Consider the following 19,963-nt stretch of genomic DNA (forward strand, 5'->3'; position numbering starts at 1 on the left):
ACTGGAATGTTTTTTGAATTTCGTTTTTGGAAATACCTGTTTAACAGAAATGATCTCATTGTCTCTTTAAAGGAAGAAGCCACGATGAGAGACTTTCAAAGTCGCGTATGGTTCGTCGCAATCTTTGGAGTCCTATTATTTGCACTAAGAGATATTTGGGGACTACACACAGAAGAACTAACAGCTCTATTTGTCAACGGCTATGAAGATACATTTACGATTGCTAGAATCATATCTTTAATAGGAACTATTATTTGGTCGTTATTATACATGGCCCTTCATTTCTTTTTAATCTCGTATATTTTACATAAGTTTACTAAAGTAGAATTATCCAAAGTAGCAATTCTACAACTATTCGTTGTTGCAATTCTTTTAATGGAAAAAGCACTTAACTATTTCTTATATGCTGTAGTTGGCTACACAACCGATTACTCAGTCCTTTCATTTGGACCATTAGCAGCTACGTTTCTAGAACATACCTATTTCAATCATTTCTTCAATGAATTATCCTTGATTACTGCATTAATAATTGCTATTCAATATCATTTTTTACGAGCTTTTACTACGCTATCTGCACGTAAATTATTCTTCTTGTTAGTAGCAATTCAAATAGTTTTAGCTTTTATTACAGCTGGCTTTCAAATACTCCCAATTGAGTCATGGGTCGAAGGGGGGCAAACCAAATGAATAAATGGTTAACTATAGGGATTTCCATAGTCGTCGCTACCTTTATAGGAGCTAATGCGGTTCTCATCTATTCAGATAAAAGTCAAATCAGTAGAACATTTTATGTGAGTGATTATGAACGGGCAAATGAAAATACATATGCTACGGAAATCGAAAAAGAATCCATTGTAATTCCTGCTAATGAGATGTCCGTAGCGATTGATGTAGAAGCTGTGAATGATGTCATTGTAGCAGAAGGAGATTCAGTAGAGGAAGGTAGTGATCTTGCTACACTCAAAACAAATTCTGCTGAAGACCAACGCATGCTATGGGAAACAGAGCAGCAGGCCTATATGCAAGAGCAATCAGAGCTTAATGAAATCATAAGCGACCTGGAATCCGATCGTTATGGAGCCGATCCTAGTTCATCGAGTAATGGACAGGCAACTGGGGGCACGGCAGACGAGATTGTCGATGTAAATGTCCAAGTGGACGTTAACGTATCGCAAGATGGTAATTTTGCTCAAGGGATAGCGGAAGCGAAACAAAAACTAGCAGAAGTAGATCGTAAACTTCAAATTGTCGATGCTCAGCTTGCACAGGATTCAGGGGAACTTTCTTTATTAAGCCCAATAAGTGGCACTGTTTCAACTATTGAAGAACGCAATGGAAAATACTTCATTCACTTATTTGCAAATGAAAAATCAGTCATTACTTACGTAAAAGAATCTGAATGGCATGATATTGAAGAAGGTCAAAGCGTGAAAAACTACTCAACTCACCGTGATGGAGTAGTAGAAGGAAGTATTTTAAGCAAAGTACAAGTACCTGCTAATGCATCTAAATGGTTAACAGCATACGAACAATTTGCAAGCAAAATGGACGAACCGTTGTATGAAGTGCAAATTCAGTTAGCAGAACCATTGGAAGTCTTGCCATTTGCCGCAAATCTAAATTCAGTAATCACTACGAACCAGGCAGAGAATGCTGTGCAGGTAAACTCAAAATGGTTACTCAACCGCTCCGAAAATGCAGCAGAAGTTTATACACTTTCAAGTGAGGGCAGAATCGTTCGTACACCTGTAACCGTACCGTTCGACTTGAAACAGCATGCTATTATTTCAGAAGGGATAAGCAATGGCAACATCGTCCTAAATGATGACCAAAAAACAGACAATGCCGAAGTATTTCTACCATTCCCAGTAGACCTTCCAACCTGGAATAGCATCAAATCAGTCAGCTGGAAAGACTACGTGAAATACTTAACTTACAAATAAATATCATTGAAAACAACCGAAAAGCATTGCGCTGTTCGGTTGTTTTTTGGAGAAGTGGCTGTATGAGAGAGGTTTCTAGCTATACGAGAGAATGTCGACTATACAAGGGCAAAAACTAGTATATACGAGAGAGAATTGTCTTCATGCGAGAGGGAATAGCCTCTATATGAGAGCGAGGCAGGCATATACGAGAGAGTGTCGCCAATAAGAGAGCAAAATCAGTATATACGAGAGAGATTTATCTTCATGCGAGAGCGAATAAGCAGTATATGAGAGACATGCTAAACTCCAAAACTTCCAATCTCTTTAAAAACCCCTATTAACAACTGAATTTAACTTCGTTATACTAGAGTGATACATTACGAACGGCAGGAGTGGATGACAATGGATCCTAGATTTAAGATTGCGCATAGAGAAGCACTGATTGGTGTTGCACTGGCAATTGTACATTTTATATGGTGGTTTGGTTTTGCATATGGGCTTGGCTCGAAACCAGTAGAGGAATATTCATATATTCTAGGATTTCCAGATTGGTTTTTTTATAGTTGTATTGTTGGTTTTATACTTGTGGCAATTACAGTTATTATACTGGTGAAATTCGTGTTGAAGGATGTTTCGTTAGAGGAAGAGGGGGATGAACAGTGAATATACAAGTAATCATCCCAATGGTCATTTTTCTTGCCATTATTTTTTTCATTGGCTTTTGGTCTAGTAAGAAATTAGAAGAATCGACAGGTGGATTTTTACAGGAGTACTTTTTAGGTGGTCGTGAGCTAGGCGGATTTGTATTGGCAATGACGATGGTTGCTACATATGGTAGTGCCTCCAGTTTCCTAGGTGGACCAGGAACTGCCTATACGATGGGATTTGGCTGGGTGTTACTTGCGATGACTCAAGTAGTGACGAGTTATTTTGTGCTCCTTATTCTCGGGAAAAAGTTTGCCATTTTAGCTCGAAAATATAACGCAATTACATTAATAGATTTTCTGAAAGTACGCTATAGCGATAGTAAAGCAGTTGTTTTACTGGCTGCTGCTAGTATCATTATCTTTTTGTTTTCCGCTATGACCGCCCAATGGGTTGGTGGCGGTCGTTTAATCGAATCGCTAACTGGTCTGAAGTATACGACGGCATTATTTATTTTTGCTGTATCAGTTTTAGTTTATGTAGTTATTGGTGGTTTCCGAGCAGTGGCAGTGACAGATGCTGTGCAAGGCGGGGTTATGGTAATTGGAACGCTCATCCTACTAATCGCAGTCATTATTGCGGGTGGTGGAGTACCGAATATCATGCAGGACCTTTTGAATGAAAATCCAAATTTAGTGACGCCATACGGTAACGAAGGGAATTTATCTGCCGCCTATGTGTCATCCTTTTGGATCCTTGTAGGAGTAGGGGTCGTAGGTCTCCCACAAATGGCAGTACGAGCAATGTCGTACAAAAATACGCGCTCTATGCACCGTGCATTAGTAATTGGAACGCTTGTCACTGGTTTCATCATGCTGAATATGCATCTCATCGGTATTTTTGCTCGACCGGTAATGCCAGGAATCGAAGTAGCAGATACGGTGATTCCGCTTGTCGCATTGAAAATTCTTCCTGCTTGGCTCGCTGGTATCGTGCTAGCTGCGCCACTTGCTGCAATTATGTCAACAGTAGATTCCTTGCTTATTCTTGTAAGTTCTTCTATTGTGAAAGACGTTTATATTAACTATATTAATCCAAATGTAACTGAGAAGAAGGTTAAAACTTTAAGTTTTGGTGTAACCGCAATTTTAGGCAGCATTGTCTTTTTATTGGCATTGAATCCACCAGAACTATTAATATTCTTAAACTTATTTGCTTTTGGAGGACTTGAGGCAGCCTTTATTTGGCCGATTGTGCTAGGATTATACTGGTCATATGGCAATAAATACGGGGCTATTGCATCGATGATTACTGGAATTGTCTCCTATATTGCGCTCCACTTTTACAATCTGGCATATGGAAACTTATTTGATTTACATACAGTAGTAATCCCGGTTGTCTTATCACTCATTGCTTACGTGACATTCAGTTTATTGATCAATAAAACAAAATATATATATTAATAAGGAGATCCTCAGATGAAACAATGGAAAATATATGCAATGCTCGTATTTGTCATGTTCGCTTGGGGAGCTAACGTTTCACTACTCAAATACATGGTGGAAGCAGTCCCACCCGTAACACTTACTGCATTTCGAATACTAGTAGCAGGGTTAGTCGTTGTCGTGATTTTATGGAAAATGAAATTACTACGTAAACCATCGCGCAGTGAGTGGAAGTACATTTTACTCGGAACGCTTACTAATGTGGTGGCGCATCATTATTTTCTTAATATGGGCTTATCCATCACTAGTGCAACTCATGGAGGCTTAATCTTAGGAACTGGACCTATGCTTACAGCGATATCAGCAGCAATCATTTTAAAGTACTACCCATCAAAATTTCAATGGTTGGGGCTAGTACTTGGTCTAGCTGGGATTGCGGTTTCCATTCTCATTGGTAGTGAAACAATGGGAGCAAACCTAGGAGATTTCTACGTATTTCTAGCAATATTTGTGCAAGTATTAAGCTTCATGGTCGTTAGTAAGGCTGCACGAACATTGGACCCACGATTATTGACAGTCTATATGCTTCTAATCGGTGCGGTATTCCTATTTGTCATTAGTTTTATTCAAGAACCTGGAGCTATTAAACAATTTGCTAACACAACGCCAACCTTTTGGGCAGTTTTCTTTGCTTCAGCAGTTGTCAGTACCGCAATTGGTCACCTTATATACAACTATGCGATAGGTCAAGCGGGTGCAACGAAAGCGGCAATATTCATGAACTTAAATCCTATATTTGCATTAATAATTTCTGCACTATTCTTAGGGGAAGTGCTGCACCTCAACCATTTCCTTGGACTAATCTTAATCGTGGCAGGCGTTATGCTAGGCTCAGGAGCTGCAGAAGATTTATGGAAAAAAAGAAAATTAGCTGCAAAAGAATAGTTCTTTGACACTATTAGAGAAATTCAACATAATTCAAAAGTATCTCAACAGATCCCCGATCTCTGGTGAAAATATTACAAATGGCATTCTTCTAGGTGCATTGTGTCCATATACAGCAAGTATCCTTTAGCCTATACTTATATAAAGGCTATTTCACAAAAGAGATGGGGGATATTATGGACTTTCCAGAACTATTAAAACAACTAAACAAAAGTATTGATAGTCTAGACTTAGTATCAGCCAGAAAGTATATTGAAGAAAACATAGAGTTACTAACAAAAAATAGACAGCTGTTACGTGGCAATACCAGAGCAATGTTTGATATCATCAAACAGAAAAAAGATACAGGTGAAAAACCACTAAGCCGTCATGAGATGACCGTAATCTATTCTATAAATAAATACGCTACGAAATTTGATCTCACAGGCCTCAAACTAATAGTGAATAACAACGCAGAACTCTTCATCAATGAAGACATTAAACAATACCTAAACGAAGATGCCAAAACTCTACTCCAAGGCATGCATGTACTCCACAAAAGCGAACACAATTAATGTGCTCGTTTTTTTGTTGGACTGAAAATGGGGATATACCGCGTAGTTCCGAGAGTAAGAGCAACCACCTCTCGACCACGAGTAACCACTCAGCAAACTCCAGTATTCCGCACTCATCCGTAAGTAAATAAAATTTATCCACCCGACCCCCATAAAAAGGACAACCTCACCGAATAACTAAGTGTCGAAACAAAAAGACAAAATCCAATTCGAGGTGATGTAACTATGCAGATGAAATTTAAAAAAACTGGCGCAGCATTATTAGTAGCTACAATGACGGTAACAGGAGCGAGTTATGCTTGGGCAAACGAAAATTTGTTCGATACGGTAGACTTGAACAAAGTGCTTGATCAAAAAGAAACGGAAACAGTTGAAGTGCCGAAAACTTCGACACCAGACACTGTGACACCGGTTGTGACAACAGGCGATACAGTAGGCATGGATATTGAGATTCCAGAAGGATACAACGCTGGAAACTTAGTAGCCCTTTCTAAAGCCTATGAAAATGCTGGTAATGAAACTGCTAAAGCTGCGATTAAACGCAATGCAGAACGCGCTATTGCAAAATTTGAAGCTAAACAAGCAGAAACTCCAGAGCCAATTAAACAAGAAGAACCAAAACAAACAGAACCTAAAAAAGAAGATCCTATTGTACAACCTCCTGTGATGGAGCAGCCAAAAACAGAAATACCTGTAACGGAAACACCTGTAGTAAAGCATGTTGAAAAAGAACCAGTAGTGAAAGAGACTGTAAAACAACCTAAAAAAGAAATAAAACAAGCAGAAAAAGAAGAAAGAAAAGCTCTACAACAAGAACAAAAAGAAGAACGAAAAGCATTACACGCTGAGCATAAAGAAGATAAGAACGCGTTAAAAGAAGAGCGTAAAGCTGAAAAGCAAGAACACAAAGAGAACAAAAACCAAAAATAAATCCATTTTGACTAAAACACTATTATTAGAGATGAAATAAATCGTGTAGATACTTTTAATTTCGTCTAGTAATCTAAAATTAATACCGATTTTCATTCTCCCTTTAGCTAAAGTATACTTATTGCCTAAGGGAAATGTGGGAACGGAGGGTATGTATGCTCTTGTCAATAATGCAAGGTCTATTCAAAACAAAACCAAAACAGAATATGCAAGAGCTTATTAAAAAAGCGCAAGCAGGGGACAAGGAGGTTCTAAATGACCTCCTTTTTGCCCATACCCAATTTGCGAAAAAAACCGCCAGTTTCATTTGTAAACGACCTATTGAGGAGCAAGATGAAGAATTCAGCATTGCGTTAAATGGATGTCACGAAGCGATCAATGCATACAATCCTTCTGAAAATACTTCCTTCCAAACCTTTGCCCATTTAATTATAAAAAGACGCATTATTGATTTTATCCGGAAAGAAACAATTCGCAATAAAAAAGAATTACTGTTTGATACTGATGACAATGCATCAGCGGATGCCCATTTTTTATTAAAACAGCATGCAGTAACTACATACTCAGAAGAACAATTTACACTATCAAGGCAAGATGAACTGTTGAAATACAGCGATCTATTATCAAGCTTTAAACTATCCTTTGACGAGTTAACAATAGCAGCGCCGAAACATAAAGACGCTAGAAAAACAGCCTTTCAAATTGCTCAAATTATCGCAGATTCAGAGGAACTGTACACACTATTAATGAAAACTAAAAAACTCCCTTTGAAAGAATTGGAAGCACTAGTAGAAGTGTCGAGAAAAACACTTGAACGGCAACGAAAGTACATTATTGCAGTCGTACTTCTATTAAATAGTGACTTCGTTTATATAAAAGACTACGTGAAAGGAGAAATCATATGATGCGAAAATATAGGGGCATTGTTTGTGAAAAAAAGGCAAGCTACACTGTTTTTCTTACAGAAAATGGCGAGTTTCTTCGTGGAGTTCCACTTATTGCAGACGTTCAAATAGGTGAAGAAGCAGCGTTTCATTTAATTGCTTCAACCACATCTAAAAGACGGATGAAACCTATTTTCATAGCGCCGGCCTTAATAGCAGCAATCCTCCTCCTATTTTTAGTAGCATCGTGGTTTCCCAAAGCTACTACTGCATACGCCTATATACAGGTAGAAGGTGATTCGACTATTGAAATTGGCGTAGATGAGGACGGCAAAGTTATTTCCCTTCAATCCTCCAAAGAAACAATGAGTGATTGGGAAGGACAACCAATGGACTTGGTGTTAGCAAAAGCGGTAGAACAAATAAGTACGGATAAGAACGAACTTGCAGTAACAACGGTTTATGAAAAAGAAGATAAACCGAAGCTAAAAAAACAAATTGAAAAAGCAGTACAAGAAGTGAATAAAAAACCTTTTCCACAAGAGAATTCTATCGAACCAGAACCAAAAAACACGAAACCTAAAGAAGAAAACGCAAAGCCTCCAGGTCAAATTAAAAAAGAAGAAAAGTTACCAAACCCAAATATACCAGCAACAAAAACGGAACCAAAGAACTCGCCTATTGAAAAACCAGTTAAGAACAACGAGACAAAAGACAAATCAAATGAAAATAAAGCACAACCTAAAGAAAACAAACCAACAAATAATTCCAACAAAGTCCCAGGTCAAGAAAAGAAAAAGAACGAGGACAAATCAAATAACGGAAACAATGCCAATAAGAATAATGGTAACAATAAAAATGCTAATAACTAACCAAACAAACCCTTTGTACTAAACAAAGGGTTTTTCTATGGACCTGATAAATTCACTAAATATATTAAAAATACAATTGACTTTATAATTATGCAGTATTATACTAATCATTATCTTACGTTTGGAGTGATAAGGATGAAAATAGGAATTATAGGTGCTACGGGTTATGGTGGACTGGAGTTAATAAGACTATTGCATAATCATCCCGAAGCCGAGCGTATTGATTTATTCACTTCTTCAGAAGAAGGAATGCAATTTTCGAATAAATATACACATTTAATGAATATTTACGATCAGAAACTTCTAGCGATCGAACATAATAGACTAACAGAATATGACGTCCTTTTTACGAGTACTCCCTCTGGGGTATCTACTGGGATATTACCTTCTTTAATAGGAAGCGGTCCGAAGCTTATTGACTTGTCTGGTGACTTCCGATTGAAAAATCCTTTAGATTATGAGCAGTGGTACCAAAAAGCACCCGCACCACCAACGGCATTAGAAAAAAGTGTCTATGGTTTAACGGAGTGGAATGAAGCTGCCATTCAACAAGCTGATCTAATCGCGAATCCAGGATGTTATCCGACAGCGGTATTGTTATCTTTATTGCCACTATTAAAGGAAAACTTAATCGACTCAACGAATATAGTTATAGATGCAAAGAGTGGCGTGTCAGGAGCGGGTAACAAGCCATCTCAAATGACGCACTTCAGTGAAACAAATGAAAACACGGCAATTTATAAAATACATCAGCATCAACATATACCGGAAATCGAACAGGCTATTAATATGTTTGCAGGTCAGACATCACCGATCACATTTACAACACATTTAGTACCAATGACGAGAGGAATTCTAGCGACAAGCTATGCTGCACTTCAGTCGAATGTGACCGAGCGTCAATTGACAAACGCGTTGAAAGAACGATATGCATATGATCCCTTCGTCCGAATTATCGAAGAAACGAACAAATTTGGAACCAATCAAGTATACGGCTCTAATTTCTGTGATATTCACGTAAAAGTCGATCCACGTACGAACCGTGCCACTATCGTTTCGGTTATCGACAACCTCGTAAAAGGAGCAGCAGGCCAGGCAATTCAAAATATGAATGTCCAATTTAATATTGACCAATCGACTGGTCTTCAGCAAGTCCCACTATTTATCTAGACAGAGGAGGAATAACCGATGACGACAAAAACCATTGCGATGAAAAGCATCTCTTATAAAAACATTGCCTCGCCAAAAGGTTTCCAAGCAACCGGAATCCATTGCGGTTTAAAGCATAAAAAAAAGGACTTAGCACTTCTTGTTAGCGACGTACCTGCAAGTGTAGCAGGAGTTTTTACAACAAACGCGATCAAAGCGGCACCACTACTCATCACAAAAGATGTCGTATATGAAACAGGTAAAATGCAAGCAATCATTGTAAACGCTGGAAACGCCAATGCCTGCACGGGAAAACAAGGGATGGCAGATGCATATACGATGCAGCAACTTACAGCAGACAAACTAGGAATTGATCCATCACTTATCGGTGTTGCTTCTACTGGAGTAATTGGGGAACTCATGAAAATGGAGCCAGTAACTACAGGTATTCAAAAGCTAGAACCAGTAGATGAACTGGAAGGTGCGATCGACTTTTCATTAGCGATTATGACAACAGATACTGTAACGAAAAACACAACTTACTCAACGACTATTGATGGTAAAGAAGTGATCATCGCAGGGACCGCAAAAGGATCCGGCATGATTGAACCAAATATGGCGACAATGCTTGGTTTTATAACAACTGATGCAAATATCGAATCCAACCATCTTCAAGATGCACTAAAAGCGATCACAGATGTGACTTTTAACGCAATTACAGTGGACGGCGACACATCGACAAATGATATGGTTATTGTGATGGCGAACGGAATGGCGCAAAATAATACGTTAACTCCAGAACATCCAGACTGGGAAAACTTCCTTCAAACCTTACACACCGTGTCACAAGATTTAGCTAAAATGATTGCCAAAGACGGGGAAGGCGCAACGAAGCTCATTGAAGTGGAAGTAAAAGGTGCCATTACGGATATAGAAGCACGCAAAATCGCAAAAACAGTAGTAGGCTCTCCGCTTGTTAAAACAGCTATTTTCGGAAATGATGCAAACTGGGGAAGAATTATTGCGGCAGTCGGCTATAGTGGTGCAACAATCGATCCAAACGCCATTACGATTCTACTTGGTACCACAAAAGTAGTAGAAAACGGCGAGCCAGTTCCTTTCTCAGAAGATGATTTAATCATTTATTTGAAACAGCCAGAAGTCAAAATCTTTGTCGATATTCATCAAGGAAATGGTCAAGGAACTGCATGGGGGTGCGATTTGACATATGACTACGTCCAAATCAACGCAACCTACCGCTCTTAAACGTATCGTCATCAAGCTAGGTGGCAGTATGCTCGAGGGTTTAAATGAAAACTTCTTTGCCAACTTTAAAAAACTGCAAGCGGCTGACCACGAAATCGTCATCGTACACGGTGGAGGACCAGCGATCAATGCAGCCCTTACTGCTAATGGAGTTACGACTACTGCTATTAATGGAATACGTGTGACATCTGCCGAAGCAATAGGCATTGTCCAGTCCACATTAGTAGGTCAAGTAAACCCGGCGCTAGTGCATCAGCTAAATAAAAATGGAATCCAAGCTATCGGTTTGAGTGGCTACGATAGTCAGTTACTAGAGTGCACCATATTAGATGAAGCAACATATGGTTTTGTAGGAGAAATCCAACAAGTGAATACGCCCCTGCTTGAAACATTACTGCAGCATGGAATCACTCCCGTAATTTCAAGTATTGGCTGCACGATAGAAGGAAATCCGCTGAATATCAATGCAGACACTGTAGCTAGCGAAGTCGCTTTAGCAATTAAAGCCGAAAGTCTGCAGCTCGTAACGGATACACCAGGCATTAAAATAGGTGGAGAAGTACAAGAGATAGTTTCCTCTGAAAAAATTAGCGACTGGATCAGTTCAGGAGATATATACGGAGGAATGATTCCAAAAGTTACCGCGGCTCTTGACTGCTTAACAGCAGGTATTCCATCCGTCGAAATCGTCGGCGACCAACTTTCCGGCACAACAATTTTGCAACAGGAGGTATACGTATGAGCTCATTATTCCAAAACTATACGCGCCGTCCCATTCATCTTGTGAAAGGGAAGGGGACCATCGTGACAGATGTTAACGGAAAAGACTACCTCGATTTCACAAGCGGTATTGCCGTGCTAAGTCTGGGACATACACATCCTGCGATAGTTCAAGCGATTCAAGAACAAAGTGAAAAGCTCTGGCATATATCGAACTTGTTCGAAAACCCAGAACAAGAAAAACTAGCAGAAACCCTTGTAAACGATACGCACTTCGCTCACGCCTTTTTCTGCAACAGTGGAGCAGAGGCGAATGAAGCGGCGATTAAACTAGCGCGCAAACATACAGGGAAACACACAATCATCACCTTTGAAAAGTCATTTCACGGACGCACATTCGGCGCCATGTCTGCAACTGGCCAAGACAAAATACGCAACGGCTTCGGACCATTGCTTGAAACATTCAAAACTGTCCCATTTAACGATGTATCTGCTTTAGAAGCAGTAATCGACGATGAAGTATGCGCAATCATGCTCGAAGTTATCCAAGGAGAAGGCGGCGTCAACCAAGTAACGCCCGAATTCGCTCAAGCAATCTCGGACATATGTTTAGCAAACGGAATTCTACTCATTATAGACGAGGTCCAAACAGGCATTAGCCGCACGGGAACCCGCTACGCATACGAGCAAACCGTTCTAAAACCTGACATCATGACGTTGGCAAAAGGTCTTGGCGGAGGCTTCCCAATTGGGGCAATGCTAGGAACAGCAGACCTGCACGATTCATTAGGTCCGGGTACTCACGGCACAACCTTCGGAGGAAACCCTCTAGCAGTAGCTGTCGCACAAACCGTATTAGATAACGTATTTGTACCTGATTTTATAGCAGAAGTGAATAAAAAATCTGCTTACTTTATCGAAAAATTAAGTGAAGCTCTGCCAAGTCATAAAGTTGTCGGCTCTGGCCTTCTTCTCGGAATCGTCTGCGAAGAAGAAGTAGCATCCTACATAACAGCAGCCGACGAAGCAGGTCTTCTATTAGTTTCGGCAGGGCCAAGCGTCATCCGTCTCCTGCCACCACTAACCGTAACAACCGAAGAAATCGACGGAGCCGTTGACATCCTAAAAACAATCCTATCTTAATAAAACTTGAATTAAAGCGCTCAGAGAACCGCTATTCACAACCAAGGACCTGCCGAATCGGCAGGTCCTTTACTGTATTGTCTATCTATGTGATAGAGAAAACGCTCTTTGCGAGAGAGTTTTCGCTCTATATGAGAGAACTCCTCCTATACGAGAGGTAAATCAGCCTATACGCGAGTGATCAACACCTGTACGAGAGCGATCTGCATCTATTCTGAAATAAACTCCACATATCCCAAAAAGATTTTCTACAAACTACTGCAGCTACTCTACAAATTCAACCCTAGCAATATAAAACCGCAAAAGTGGCTCGGTTGTTAATTGTTCAAAATATGCGACTACTTCATTTTAACTGCATAATATCCTACAAAACGTAAAAATGGAAATTTGATAGATTTACCATAAACAGATAATCTATCATGGAGGAGGTGATAAATATTGATAGTAAAACCCTTCCAAAAAACCCTAGATGCAGAAGGACTAAATTCTCTTGCAACAAGACTCCGAGTATCCCATCCAATGCATGGGAAGATGAAGAAAAAAGCAAAGAATAAAGCCGCAGGAGACATTGGTGAAGAGGTAGTCATGCGAGGATTGGAAAAACTAAAACTCCCATACACATTTCACGTCTATCACAACATCAGTCTTTACTCCGAAAAGCTAATACAAATGGACATTCTTATAGTTACACCACACTATGCATTAATCCTAGAAGTGAAAAATTTCAAAGACACCGTCGAAATTACAACCAACCCCAGCCAAATGGTTCAGACACTTGCTAATGGAGTAATAAATGTCTGTCGAAGCCCTGAATCTCAAGTAGAAGAATATATTTATCAACTAACTCAGTTCTTCAAACAATTCAAAATACATCTTCCTGTGCTAGGTGCCGTTGTCTTTGCTTTTGAAACACTGCACATCATCAATTCCTCCAACCGGACAACCGTTCTCTTGCAAAACGAATTAATACCATATCTAAGAGCAATAAAAACCGGAAATCCATTTTTAACGCAACCACAACTCGAAAGAATAAAAAATCTCCTTTTACAGAAAAGTAAACATTATCACCCATTCCCATTAAGTGAATATTATTCTATTGATCCAAAAGATTTAATCACAGGAGTTATTTGCCAAAATTGTGCCTATATCGGAATGAAGAAATATAAACGTCGATGGATCTGTCCAAAATGTAATGCAACGAGTCAGACTGCACACCAATATACGATTAAAGAGTATTTTCTAATAGCTAGAAAAACAATATCAAACAAAGAGTGTAGAGAATTCCTACAGCTAAACAACAACCATGAGGCAACTAGAATAATGAAAAAAGCAAACTTAACTAAAATTGGCAAATCCTCAAGCACTAAATACCAAATGATCTTCCGAGATAAACCCCTTTGACTGAGTCATAGGGGTTTACTTCTATATGGATGGTAAAAAGAATCTCATATCCTTCAGATAGTGATTCCACTCCACACGAGAGAGAACCGCAGCCAAACGAGAGAGAGTCAAGAACGAACGCCACATACGAGAGGGAATCCACTCTATGCAAGAGAGCCCCCATGCTTTACGAGAGTCCCGCGAGTAAACTGCCCGAAAATCCGATACCTCACTCCACCCCCACCATAAACAAAAAGCCCTCCGCCAACGCGAAAGACCTTGCCTTTAAAAACTATGCGTCATCGTCCATACAGCCACTGCATCCACATCTCCATCATTCATAAACCGATGCGGCAGCGAACTATCAAAGTAAATACTATCTCCTTCGTCGATAATATATACCTCGCCTTCAATCTCAAGTCGCAAACTACCAGTGAGCATAAATCCGCACTCCTCGCCTCCGTGGAACATAAGTGGATCTTCGGTACCATCACCAGGAGATACAATCATCTTAAAAAAGCTCATCTGCTTACCTGAACTTGGCGACAATAGTTCATATTCCACGTTAGGGCGCACTCGTTTGATCAGATTGCCTTCGCCTTTACGTGTTAACGTCACTGCGTTACTTTCCTCTGACTCAAAGAACGAAAAGACAGGAACCTTCAAACTGTGGCTTAACTTCCATAACGTCTCTAGAGAAGGAGACACTTGTCCCCGCTCAATTTGCGAGATCATACTCTGGCTCACATTTGTTTTTTTTGCCAGTTCATCGGACGTCAGCCCTTGAAATCTGCGTAAATACCTTATTCGCTTACCAACCTCACTTTTAGGAAATACCAACAAAATCACCCCTTATGAATAAACATGCATTAGACAGAATAATAAAACATATAGACTTAATAATATAATACTACTAAATACATAAAAAACACCATATAATACAAGTATATATAATATATTTTGCACTTATTTTCAAATAGAATCAATAATAATAATATTACAACTAATTATTTATTATGTAGACAGGTGAATAATAATAATTTATACTACTAATAATTCACTAGTTTCATAAGGGGAACTGAATAATAGAGAAAACGGGGGATAAAAACATGAAAAAATGGTTAGTAGCAGTACTTATGATTTCAGTATTAATCATTGCTGGATGTAGCGATGATTCAGGTGGCGGTGTATCAACAGATAACTCCACAATTCAAAAAGCACTAAAAGAAAAGAAACTAGTTATTGGGATGTCTCCAGGGTATTTCCCATTTGATATGAAAGATCCAAATGGCGATTTCGTTGGATATGACGTAGATACTGCAAATGCACTTGCTGAAGCATTAGGAAAAGGTATTAAAGTAGAATTTAAACAATTCACATTTGATGGTTTGGTTCCAGCGCTTAGAACTGGTGAAATAGATATGATTTTTGCTGGAATGACTATTCGTGGTGACCGCGCATTAGCAGTAAGTTTCTCTGATCCGTACTTCCAAACAGGTCAAGCCGTGATGGTACCTGGGACTGATAAATCCACAAAAACTTGGCAGGATCTTGATGTAAAAGGAAACAAAATTGCTGTAGGTATCGGAACGACTGGTGCACTTCTAGCTAAAGATGTTTTCCAAAATGCAGAAATTCTAGACTTTGAAGAATTCCCGTCCGCAGCAGCAGCTATGGCACAAGGGGAAGCAGATGGAGTAGTATACGATGAACCGGCAATTGCCGTTTGGAAATTGAAAAATGGAGACTCGGTGAGAGAAATTGAAGAATTAATTTCGACAGAAAATCTTGGAATTGCTATTCAGAAAAATGATTTCGACACAATTCAATGGGTGAACTCATTCCTAAACAGCTACCTTGGAAGCCCAGCAGAACTTGCATCACGTAACAAGTGGTTTGAAACTTCTGATTGGTTAGATGAAGTAGTAGAAGAATAAAACACTCTAGGAGGAATCAGCTATGTACAACTACGACTGGAGTGTCATTCCAAACAACATGGACGTCTTCATTGAAGGCGCACTTAAAACACTGGAAATCTCAGCAATCGCAATCCTTTTTGCGATTCCAATAGGGATCATCTTTGGACTAGGACGTATATCTAAAAATAAATTTATTTATAGCATCTCATCAGCGTATATAGAAATAATGCGTGGTGTACCACTTTTAGTTCTTTTATTATGGATATTCTTTGTACTCGGACAATTTGTTAGGTTGGGTTCTTATTGGAGCGCTATTGTTGGGCTTGCCTTATTTTCTGCTGCATTTATCGCAGAAATTGTTCGCTCTGGAATCCAAGGCGTACCAAAAGGGCAAATGGAAGCAGCACGCTCACTTGGAATGTCGCATACTAAGGCGATGACGAATATAATTTTACCGCAAGCATTTAGACGAGTATTACCACCGCTCGCATCGCAATTCATTATGCTTATAAAAGATTCGTCACTCGTATCAATTATAGCTGCAACCGACTTAACACTGAACGCTAAAAACCTGGTGGCAACATCGTTTGCTTCTATAGAAGTATACACGTTCGTTGCACTAATTTATTTCATCATGACATTTAGTCTTTCGTTAATCATTCGATACTTCGAAAAACGATTACTGAAAAGTGAAACATAACGTTAAGGAGGGTGTACCCAAATGATTTCTATCAAAAATGTCAATAAAAGCTTCGGCGACCACCATGTCCTAACCGACGTTTCGCTCGAAGTTCCAAAATCGAATGTAATCGCATTGATTGGCCCAAGTGGAGCTGGTAAATCTACCCTGATTCGTACAATCAATGCATTAGAACCAGTAGATACCGGGGAAATAATAGTAGACGGCACTTCCATCCATGACCAAAAAACCGATATCAACGTAGCCCGCACAAACATAGGCTTCGTATTTCAAAGCTTCAATCTTTTTCCTTTCTTAACTGCACTAGAAAATGTAACAATGGCACCAATGAAGGTAAAAGGATTGAGCAAAGAGGCTGCTGAAAATAGAGGGAAAGAGTTACTTTCCTCTTTAGGACTAGACGACAAATTCGATGCTTATCCAAACAGACTTTCCGGTGGGCAGCAACAACGGGTAGCAATCGCGCGTGCATTAGCGATGGATCCCCAAGTTATGCTATTTGACGAACCAACATCAGCACTCGATCCAGAAATGGTAACTGAAGTACTCGATGCCATCCGCAAACTAGCAAAAGACGGCATGACTATGGTAGTCGTAACACACGAAATGGGCTTCGCCAAAGAAATCTGCGACGAAATCGTCTTCATGGCAGAAGGTAAAATAGTCGAACGTGCCGCACCATCCAAATTCTTCACCAATCCAGACACCCAGCGTGCACAAGACTTCCTATCTAAAGTACTCAACCACTAGAGAAATCTAGTGGTTTTTGTTTTACAACAAACACTAATCCCAAAATAACTTAATTACCACAAAATCCATCTTAACCACCAAAAGGGAGTTCTATGTAAAATCTGCATTTCCAGACGCCATAGAAAATCACTCCAAACCTGGCACTGTAAAACCTCTTTAACAACTGAGAAAAATCTCGTGTCATTAATAATTATGAAAACCCATTTTGTTTAAAAAAGACCTTTCAGTGAAAGATTGCATTATTAAGAAATAAATTCAGGAGACGTTATCTCCATTAGTGTTCAAATATGAATATAGAAAAAAGGGGATACATAAAATCTAACCAGTACACATTAAATAGATAAGAAATTGGCTACCTGTTATATTCAAATTATAAGACTACCAAATTAAACGTACACTATCCACCAAAGATTAAGCTATCAACCACGTAATGCTTTCTAACCGCGACATAAAACCAAGCAACCACCCAGAACTCACCCAAAAACACCACACAAAACCCAAAACTCCAACCACAGCACATCAATAATCGCCCATTCCCATAAAATATGCTATAATATTGCAAGGTAAAAAAAGAAAGGAAGTACCCAAACATGCAAAAAAAAATATGTGTGGTCGGACTAGGTTATATCGGACTTCCAACCGCAGTTACATTTGCTAACCACGGTGTCCGCGTACATGGCGTAGACGTAAATGAAAAAGCAGTAAAAATGATTCAAAACAAACAACTTCATATAGAAGAAGATGGCCTACAAGAGCGCTTAGATAAAGCAATAGATGAAAACCTACTAACAGTTTCAACTAAACCGGAAGAAGCGGACGTCTTCATCATTGCCGTGCCATCTCCGATTAATCGTGATAAAACAGCTAACTTGGAATATGTCCGTCAAGCCACGGCATCAGTTGTTCCTTATATAAAAGAAGGAAATCTGGTTGTCTTAGAATCTACAGTACCGCCAAAAACAGTGGAAAATATCATGCTACCGGAACTGATCAAAACTGGTCTAAAAATTGGTGTAGAACTATTTGTTTCTCATTCACCAGAGCGCGTTATTCCTGGACGTATTTTTGAAGAACTTACGAACAATGATCGCATTGTAGGAGGGATTAACGACCAGTCTGCCCAAATGACGAAAGAGCTTTACGAAATATTCGTTAAAGGGACAATCCATATTACAGACGCTACAACAGCAGAACTAGTGAAAGTTATGGAAAACACATATCGTGATGTGAATATTGCATTCGCAAACGAATTAGCTAAAATTGCGGAAACGCTAGACGTGAATATTTGGGAAGCTATCAAATTTGCAAATTTCCACCCGCGCGTAAATATTCACTATCCAGGACCTGGAGTAGGCGGACACTGTATTGCAGTAGATCCTTGGTTCTTAGTAGAACTTAGTTCAGAAGCGAAAATTATTGAGCTGGCACGTAACACGAATGATGGCATGCCTGGATACACAGCGAAAAAGACAAAAGAAATTTTACAAGAAGTAGCGAACAAAACTACTGGTAAAGTTGCAGTACTTGGTTTAGCCTTTAAAGGGAATGTAGATGATATGCGTGAAAGTCCGTCAACAGACGTAATCCAAGAATTGCAAGATCTTGGGTTAGAAGTAGTGTCATACGATCCGCATATTAAAACAAATACGCATCCTACGCAAACACAATCTTTAGAAGAAGCAACCGCAGGAGCAGATGTAGTACTTGTGCTAACTGATCATAACGAATTCAAAGCATTACAACCAGCTACAATCCGTGAAAATCTAGAAACAGCAGTGGTATTTGATACGAAAAACTGCCTGCTTCGTCAAACATGGGAACAAGCCGGTTTTGCTTTCTACACGTTAGGTGATGCAAAAAATAAAAACCAAAGTCAATTGGAGCATCAGAACCAATGAAGGAAATGATATTAGGTGTAAAAGTCGACACCGATAATTACGATGAACTCATAAAAAAACTGTTCACACGTATCGATAACAAAGAAAAATCGCTTGTAGTTGCGATAAACCCTGAAAAGCTTATGAAAGCAAAAGGAGATCAGTCCTTAAAAGACCTCCTAAACCGTGCGGAATTTCAAATTCCAGATGGGATAGGAGTCATCCTTGCTTCCAAGCTAAACAAAGGGAATATCAAATCCCGCGTTACCGGTATAGATATGATGGATCGCATCGTAAGAGAAGCAGCAAGAACTGGGAAGTCCATATTCCTTTATGGAGCAAAACCAGGTGTAGCAGAAAGTGCGGCCGAGGCACTAAAATTTACATATGCTTCGCTAAAAATAGCTGGTACACAAGATGGCTATGAAAAAGACAATGAAAAAGTCATCGAAAAAATAAACGAAACAAAACCAGACATCCTATTCGTTGCAATGGGTTCACCTCGTCAAGAAGAGTGGATAGAAGCAAATCGAGACAAACTACATCCATCTCTTTACCAAGGTGTAGGCGGTTCCTTTGACGTATTAGCTGGAAATGTTAAACGTGCACCAGAGTTTTTCCAGAAAACAGGACTTGAGTGGTTTTATCGTCTTGCGAAAGAACCAAGCCGTTTAAAGAGACAATTAGTTCTACCAAAATTCTTATTAGAAACGTTAAAAAAATAAAAAAATAATTTCTAATATTTACTACTTGATAGCCATTTAACTATTGAAGTATGTAGCAAAAGATGGTAGCATGAAAATGTAAGGATCGTTTCCTCAGAATATATATATTTTAAAAAAGTCGGTTGGTTGCCCAC

Annotated in this window: 20 protein-coding genes and 1 pseudogene; 19 read left to right on the top strand and 2 right to left on the bottom strand. The window is 39.3% G+C overall.

What is annotated here, in order from left to right:
- Window positions 1–6: 6 nt before the first annotated feature.
- From MHI47_RS03325 to MHI47_RS03390, 14 genes are all read left to right on the top strand, one after another.
- Complete coding sequence (locus MHI47_RS03325) at window positions 7–687, top strand: hypothetical protein (RefSeq protein ID WP_340829461.1); 681 nt, start codon at window positions 7–9, stop codon at window positions 685–687.
- Window positions 684–1,943 (top strand): efflux RND transporter periplasmic adaptor subunit, encoded by a 1,260-nt coding sequence (locus MHI47_RS03330; protein WP_340829463.1) that lies wholly within the window; start codon window positions 684–686, stop codon window positions 1,941–1,943. Before MHI47_RS03325 ends, MHI47_RS03330 begins: the two co-directional genes overlap by 4 nt.
- Window positions 1,944–2,321: 378 nt before the next feature.
- A complete protein-coding gene (locus tag MHI47_RS03335; protein WP_093538686.1) occupies window positions 2,322–2,588 on the top strand; it encodes a YhdT family protein in 267 nt (88 codons plus the stop codon).
- Entirely contained in the window at window positions 2,585–4,033 is a 1,449-nt protein-coding gene (gene panF, locus MHI47_RS03340) for a sodium/pantothenate symporter (protein WP_340829465.1), read from the top strand. Before MHI47_RS03335 ends, panF begins: the two co-directional genes overlap by 4 nt.
- Window positions 4,034–4,048: 15 nt before the next feature.
- Entirely contained in the window at window positions 4,049–4,960 is a 912-nt protein-coding gene (locus MHI47_RS03345) for a DMT family transporter (RefSeq protein ID WP_340768266.1), read from the top strand.
- A 176-nt stretch (window positions 4,961–5,136) separates the two neighbouring features.
- A complete protein-coding gene (locus tag MHI47_RS03350) occupies window positions 5,137–5,514 on the top strand; it encodes a hypothetical protein (protein ID WP_340768268.1) in 378 nt (125 codons plus the stop codon).
- Window positions 5,515–5,739: 225 nt separating this feature from the next.
- On the top strand, window positions 5,740–6,444 hold the full coding sequence (locus MHI47_RS03355; RefSeq protein WP_340829467.1) for a hypothetical protein: 705 nt from the start codon (window positions 5,740–5,742) through the stop codon (window positions 6,442–6,444).
- 155 nt (window positions 6,445–6,599) lie between these two features.
- A complete protein-coding gene (gene sigI / locus MHI47_RS03360; protein ID WP_340829469.1) occupies window positions 6,600–7,349 on the top strand; it encodes an RNA polymerase sigma-I factor in 750 nt (249 codons plus the stop codon).
- A complete protein-coding gene (locus MHI47_RS03365; RefSeq protein WP_340829471.1) occupies window positions 7,346–8,200 on the top strand; it encodes an anti-sigma factor domain-containing protein in 855 nt (284 codons plus the stop codon). The genes sigI and MHI47_RS03365 overlap by 4 nt, the downstream gene beginning before the upstream one ends.
- Window positions 8,201–8,335: 135 nt before the next feature.
- Window positions 8,336–9,370, top strand: a complete 1,035-nt coding sequence (argC, locus tag MHI47_RS03370) for an N-acetyl-gamma-glutamyl-phosphate reductase (protein ID WP_340829472.1) — start codon at window positions 8,336–8,338, stop codon at window positions 9,368–9,370.
- A gap of 18 nt (window positions 9,371–9,388) precedes the next feature.
- The gene (gene argJ, locus MHI47_RS03375) at window positions 9,389–10,615 is read left to right on the top strand and encodes a bifunctional ornithine acetyltransferase/N-acetylglutamate synthase (RefSeq protein WP_340829473.1); all 1,227 of its coding nucleotides are present in this window, start codon (window positions 9,389–9,391) and stop codon (window positions 10,613–10,615) included.
- A complete protein-coding gene (gene argB / locus MHI47_RS03380) occupies window positions 10,578–11,357 on the top strand; it encodes an acetylglutamate kinase (RefSeq protein ID WP_340829475.1) in 780 nt (259 codons plus the stop codon). The genes argJ and argB overlap by 38 nt, the downstream gene beginning before the upstream one ends.
- Window positions 11,354–12,478 (top strand): acetylornithine transaminase, encoded by a 1,125-nt coding sequence (locus MHI47_RS03385; RefSeq protein WP_340829476.1) that lies wholly within the window; start codon window positions 11,354–11,356, stop codon window positions 12,476–12,478. The genes argB and MHI47_RS03385 overlap by 4 nt, the downstream gene beginning before the upstream one ends.
- A gap of 438 nt (window positions 12,479–12,916) precedes the next feature.
- Window positions 12,917–13,879 (top strand): nuclease-related domain-containing protein, encoded by a 963-nt coding sequence (locus tag MHI47_RS03390; protein WP_340829477.1) that lies wholly within the window; start codon window positions 12,917–12,919, stop codon window positions 13,877–13,879.
- A gap of 264 nt (window positions 13,880–14,143) precedes the next feature.
- On the opposite strand, the gene MHI47_RS03395 is transcribed toward MHI47_RS03390, so the two are convergent.
- Window positions 14,144–14,476 (bottom strand): cupin domain-containing protein, encoded by a 333-nt coding sequence (locus MHI47_RS03395; protein WP_340831994.1) that lies wholly within the window; start codon window positions 14,474–14,476, stop codon window positions 14,144–14,146.
- 45 nt (window positions 14,477–14,521) lie between these two features.
- Window positions 14,522–14,707 (bottom strand): annotated as a pseudogene (locus MHI47_RS03400) (helix-turn-helix domain-containing protein); the annotation flags it as partial.
- 260 nt (window positions 14,708–14,967) lie between these two features.
- Between MHI47_RS03400 and MHI47_RS03405 the strand changes: the two are divergent.
- The 5 genes from MHI47_RS03405 (at window position 14,968) to MHI47_RS03425 (ending at window position 19,829) form a co-directional block, all read left to right on the top strand.
- A complete protein-coding gene (locus MHI47_RS03405; RefSeq protein ID WP_340829480.1) occupies window positions 14,968–15,795 on the top strand; it encodes a transporter substrate-binding domain-containing protein in 828 nt (275 codons plus the stop codon).
- Between the two features lie 22 nt (window positions 15,796–15,817).
- On the top strand, window positions 15,818–16,477 hold the full coding sequence (locus MHI47_RS03410; protein ID WP_340768281.1) for an amino acid ABC transporter permease: 660 nt from the start codon (window positions 15,818–15,820) through the stop codon (window positions 16,475–16,477).
- 21 nt (window positions 16,478–16,498) lie between these two features.
- Complete coding sequence (locus MHI47_RS03415) at window positions 16,499–17,227, top strand: amino acid ABC transporter ATP-binding protein (RefSeq protein WP_340829481.1); 729 nt, start codon at window positions 16,499–16,501, stop codon at window positions 17,225–17,227.
- Between the two features lie 590 nt (window positions 17,228–17,817).
- On the top strand, window positions 17,818–19,125 hold the full coding sequence (locus MHI47_RS03420; RefSeq protein ID WP_340829484.1) for a nucleotide sugar dehydrogenase: 1,308 nt from the start codon (window positions 17,818–17,820) through the stop codon (window positions 19,123–19,125).
- Window positions 19,122–19,829, top strand: coding sequence for a WecB/TagA/CpsF family glycosyltransferase (locus MHI47_RS03425; protein WP_340829486.1), 708 nt, complete (start codon window positions 19,122–19,124; stop codon window positions 19,827–19,829). The genes MHI47_RS03420 and MHI47_RS03425 overlap by 4 nt, the downstream gene beginning before the upstream one ends.
- Window positions 19,830–19,963: the final 134 nt, after the last annotated feature.

Origin of the sequence: Psychrobacillus sp. FSL H8-0487 (assembly GCF_038008385.1) — a bacterium.
GTDB lineage: Bacteria > Bacillota > Bacilli > Bacillales_A > Planococcaceae > Psychrobacillus > Psychrobacillus psychrotolerans.

Bases quoted from the DNA above. Each gene is read 5' to 3' on its own strand.
- MHI47_RS03325 (WP_340829461.1), top strand. From the start codon at position 7: ATGTTTTTTGAATTTCGTTTTTGGAAATACCTGTTTAACAGAAATGAT.
- MHI47_RS03330 (WP_340829463.1), top strand. From the start codon at position 684: ATGAATAAATGGTTAACTATAGGGATTTCCATAGTCGTCGCTACCTTT.
- MHI47_RS03335 (WP_093538686.1), top strand. From the start codon at position 2,322: ATGACAATGGATCCTAGATTTAAGATTGCGCATAGAGAAGCACTGATT.
- MHI47_RS03345 (WP_340768266.1), top strand. From the start codon at position 4,049: ATGAAACAATGGAAAATATATGCAATGCTCGTATTTGTCATGTTCGCT.
- MHI47_RS03350 (WP_340768268.1), top strand. From the start codon at position 5,137: ATGGACTTTCCAGAACTATTAAAACAACTAAACAAAAGTATTGATAGT.
- MHI47_RS03355 (WP_340829467.1), top strand. From the start codon at position 5,740: ATGCAGATGAAATTTAAAAAAACTGGCGCAGCATTATTAGTAGCTACA.
- sigI (WP_340829469.1), top strand. From the start codon at position 6,600: ATGCTCTTGTCAATAATGCAAGGTCTATTCAAAACAAAACCAAAACAG.
- MHI47_RS03365 (WP_340829471.1), top strand. From the start codon at position 7,346: ATGATGCGAAAATATAGGGGCATTGTTTGTGAAAAAAAGGCAAGCTAC.
- argC (WP_340829472.1), top strand. From the start codon at position 8,336: ATGAAAATAGGAATTATAGGTGCTACGGGTTATGGTGGACTGGAGTTA.
- argJ (WP_340829473.1), top strand. From the start codon at position 9,389: ATGACGACAAAAACCATTGCGATGAAAAGCATCTCTTATAAAAACATT.
- argB (WP_340829475.1), top strand. From the start codon at position 10,578: ATGACTACGTCCAAATCAACGCAACCTACCGCTCTTAAACGTATCGTC.
- MHI47_RS03385 (WP_340829476.1), top strand. From the start codon at position 11,354: ATGAGCTCATTATTCCAAAACTATACGCGCCGTCCCATTCATCTTGTG.
- MHI47_RS03405 (WP_340829480.1), top strand. From the start codon at position 14,968: ATGAAAAAATGGTTAGTAGCAGTACTTATGATTTCAGTATTAATCATT.
- MHI47_RS03410 (WP_340768281.1), top strand. From the start codon at position 15,818: ATGTACAACTACGACTGGAGTGTCATTCCAAACAACATGGACGTCTTC.
- MHI47_RS03415 (WP_340829481.1), top strand. From the start codon at position 16,499: ATGATTTCTATCAAAAATGTCAATAAAAGCTTCGGCGACCACCATGTC.
- MHI47_RS03420 (WP_340829484.1), top strand. From the start codon at position 17,818: ATGCAAAAAAAAATATGTGTGGTCGGACTAGGTTATATCGGACTTCCA.
- MHI47_RS03425 (WP_340829486.1), top strand. From the start codon at position 19,122: ATGAAGGAAATGATATTAGGTGTAAAAGTCGACACCGATAATTACGAT.